The sequence below is a fragment of the Lacticaseibacillus pantheris DSM 15945 = JCM 12539 = NBRC 106106 genome, assembly GCF_001591865.1.
GTDB lineage: Bacteria > Bacillota > Bacilli > Lactobacillales > Lactobacillaceae > Lacticaseibacillus > Lacticaseibacillus pantheris.
Genome location: NZ_BCVS01000172.1, coordinates 1 through 2,348 on the forward strand (window position 1 = coordinate 1; position 2,348 = coordinate 2,348).

Annotated in this window: 3 protein-coding genes and 2 tRNA genes; 3 read left to right on the forward strand and 2 right to left on the reverse strand. The window is 53.6% G+C overall.

The window, feature by feature from the left end; genetic code table 11:
- Nucleotides 1-122 precede the first annotated feature (122 nt).
- On the forward strand, nucleotides 123-716 hold the full coding sequence (locus tag LPA02S_RS11250; RefSeq protein ID WP_056956518.1) for a peptidylprolyl isomerase: 594 nt from the start codon (nucleotides 123-125) through the stop codon (nucleotides 714-716).
- 69 nt (nucleotides 717-785) lie between these two features.
- On the opposite strand, the gene LPA02S_RS11255 is transcribed toward LPA02S_RS11250, so the two are convergent.
- Both LPA02S_RS11255 and LPA02S_RS11260 read right to left on the reverse strand, forming a co-directional pair.
- Nucleotides 786-1,157, reverse strand: a complete 372-nt coding sequence (locus LPA02S_RS11255) for a CvfD/Ygs/GSP13 family RNA-binding post-transcriptional regulator (protein WP_054648607.1) — start codon at nucleotides 1,155-1,157, stop codon at nucleotides 786-788.
- 89 nt (nucleotides 1,158-1,246) lie between these two features.
- Nucleotides 1,247-1,894, reverse strand: a complete 648-nt coding sequence (locus LPA02S_RS11260) for an NAD(P)-dependent oxidoreductase (protein ID WP_054648609.1) — start codon at nucleotides 1,892-1,894, stop codon at nucleotides 1,247-1,249.
- 99 nt (nucleotides 1,895-1,993) lie between these two features.
- On the opposite strand from LPA02S_RS11260, the gene LPA02S_RS11265 reads away from it, so the two are divergent.
- Both LPA02S_RS11265 and LPA02S_RS11270 read left to right on the forward strand, forming a co-directional pair.
- Nucleotides 1,994-2,065: transfer RNA gene (locus LPA02S_RS11265), tRNA-Glu, on the forward strand.
- 4 nt (nucleotides 2,066-2,069) lie between these two features.
- Nucleotides 2,070-2,142 (forward strand) — tRNA-Thr (locus LPA02S_RS11270).
- Nucleotides 2,143-2,348: the final 206 nt, after the last annotated feature.

Here is a 2,348-nt window from a genome sequence, read left to right on the forward strand (position 1 = left end):
AAGCCTCCGTCCCAAAGGCCACCCGCGCGTTCGTACCCGCCCAGTCTTCGCCCTAGCCGTAGCCGGCGTTTTCGGGTATGATATACGGGCGCAAAGCGGTTAAGAAATTAGGGGGAATAAACATGACTTTACCACAATTAGACTTAGAGAATTATCAAGGACCAATTGCCGAGATGACCACCAACTTTGGGGTGGTGCGGATTGCACTGTTTCCAGACCAGGCACCTAGAACCGTCGAAAACTTCACCAAACTAGCGGAACAGGGTTACTACAACGGCCTGATTTTCCACCGGGTTATTCCGGACTTTATGGTCCAAGGCGGCGACCCAACCGGTACCGGTATGGGTGGCGAAAGTGCCTTTGGCGAACCGTTCGAGGACGAATTTAGTAATGAGCTGTTCAACGTGCGTGGCGCGCTATCAATGGCTAATGCTGGTCCACACACTAACGGCAGCCAGTTCTTTATCGTGCAGAACCAGCACCTCGACCAGCGCTTTGCTGGTGAGATGCGCGCTGCCGGCTACCCAGAGGAAATTGCTCAACGCTACCTGGAAGCGGGCGGTACACCGTGGTTGGATCACCACCACACCGTCTTTGGTCAGGTCATGACGGGCATGGGCGTAGTGGACAGTATCGCCGGTGTGAAGACTAACAACGCTGATAAGCCGCTGGAGGACGTGACTCTGGATCGGGTTGATATTATTACGGCCGAGTAGCTATCCGTTAACCACAAAAAAACCGCCGCAGATTGTGCGGTGGTTTTTTTGTGGGTTGGTTCCCGGATATTACTCCTGGTCAATGCGGTGCAGTGCTTCGCGGACCCAGCCGTCTAGTCTGTCGGCGATGGGTTTAAAGCCGTTATGCACCTTGCGGCTCGTCCAGTAGTGTTTACGGCGCCGGTGCTCACTCAATGGGCCTGGGTTTTGTAGGGCGCGCAGCGAAAGGCTAATCTTACCGCTGTACTCATCGATGTCGAGAATAATGACCTCTAGTTGCTCACCAATGTGAAACATGTCTTCCAGGCCCTTAACAAAGCCGTGGCGACACTCAGAAATGTGAATCAGTCCCTGTGTGTGTGGGTCGAGCGCAATAAACACGCCGTACGCTTGAATACCGGTAACCTTACCCGTGACAATATCGCCAATTCGATAGTCCATAGGTTACACTTCATTTCCTGATTATTCCGTATCAGTATAACCTAACCCGGTATCAAAAGCCTAGTCATTAACCGATAAAAATGCTTGCATTATTCAGCATCACGGGCGGTGAAGCGTTCCTGGGTGTGCCGTGGCTGCTCAATTTCATCCATGAGTGCAAGCGCCAGATTACCACTAGTGAGGTGTGAACGTCCTTGTGTATCGACCAGCAAAGTGTCTTTGCCCGCCACGTAATCCGTTGCCGGACCAGGCGCAAAGGTCATGGACGGGGAGATGCCCACCCAGTTGACGTTGCTGACGTGGCGCAGAAAGTCGAGTTCGGCAGCCTGCTGGCGCGGTGTGTTGATGATGCCAGCCAGCTCAGGATTTTGCTCCATTTTGCTGAGGACGGTGCCGCCGTCAGGGTGTTGCAGACTACCCGCGCCCAAAATGAAGGCAACCCGTGTGGTGGTGATGTTCCGGAGCTGCGCAATCAGGTGGGTGGCTAAGTCGACGTGTAAGTAGGCGTGGTCTGGACTGGTGCTGAAGGCGTCAATCACTACATCGAAGCGGGTCAGCACGGGCGCGGTTAGGGTAAAGGCATCAGCCTTCACAATGCGGGCGTTGGTGTTGTCCCCCAAAACAACGGCACGTTCTGGGTGACGCACAAAGCCGGTGACCTCGTGGCCGCGGCGCTCCGCTTCGTGAACGAGGGCGGTGCCGGCATGGCCGGTGGCCCCGATAATTGCAATACGCATAATTTTTTCTCCCTTCGAAAAACTTTTTTGGTGAAAATGTGGGCAAAGGGGCTGGACAACAACGCAGTGACTCCGTATAATCTATTTTGTTGCTTAGATGGCCCGTTGGTCAAGTGGTTAAGACACCGCCCTTTCACGGCGGTAACATGGGTTCAAATCCCGTACGGGTCATCATGCCATCTTAGCTCAGTCGGTAGAGCATCTCCCTCGTAAAGAGAAGGTCGCTGGTTCGATTCCAGTAGATGGCATTTTGCGGGTCATTCCCGCCAACAGTTAAGGGCTCCACGTTGATTAGTCAGCGTGGGGCTTTTTTTTAGAGAGTGGAGCAGGCCGGTTAGAAAGCAGAGTATAAGTTACTAGCATTGAAAGGCCCGCACTTGGCCTTTTGGTGCTAGTAGCTTATACGTCGCTTTCTGGTCTGCGCAACTCGTTTAGAGAGTGGAGCCCCGCGTTT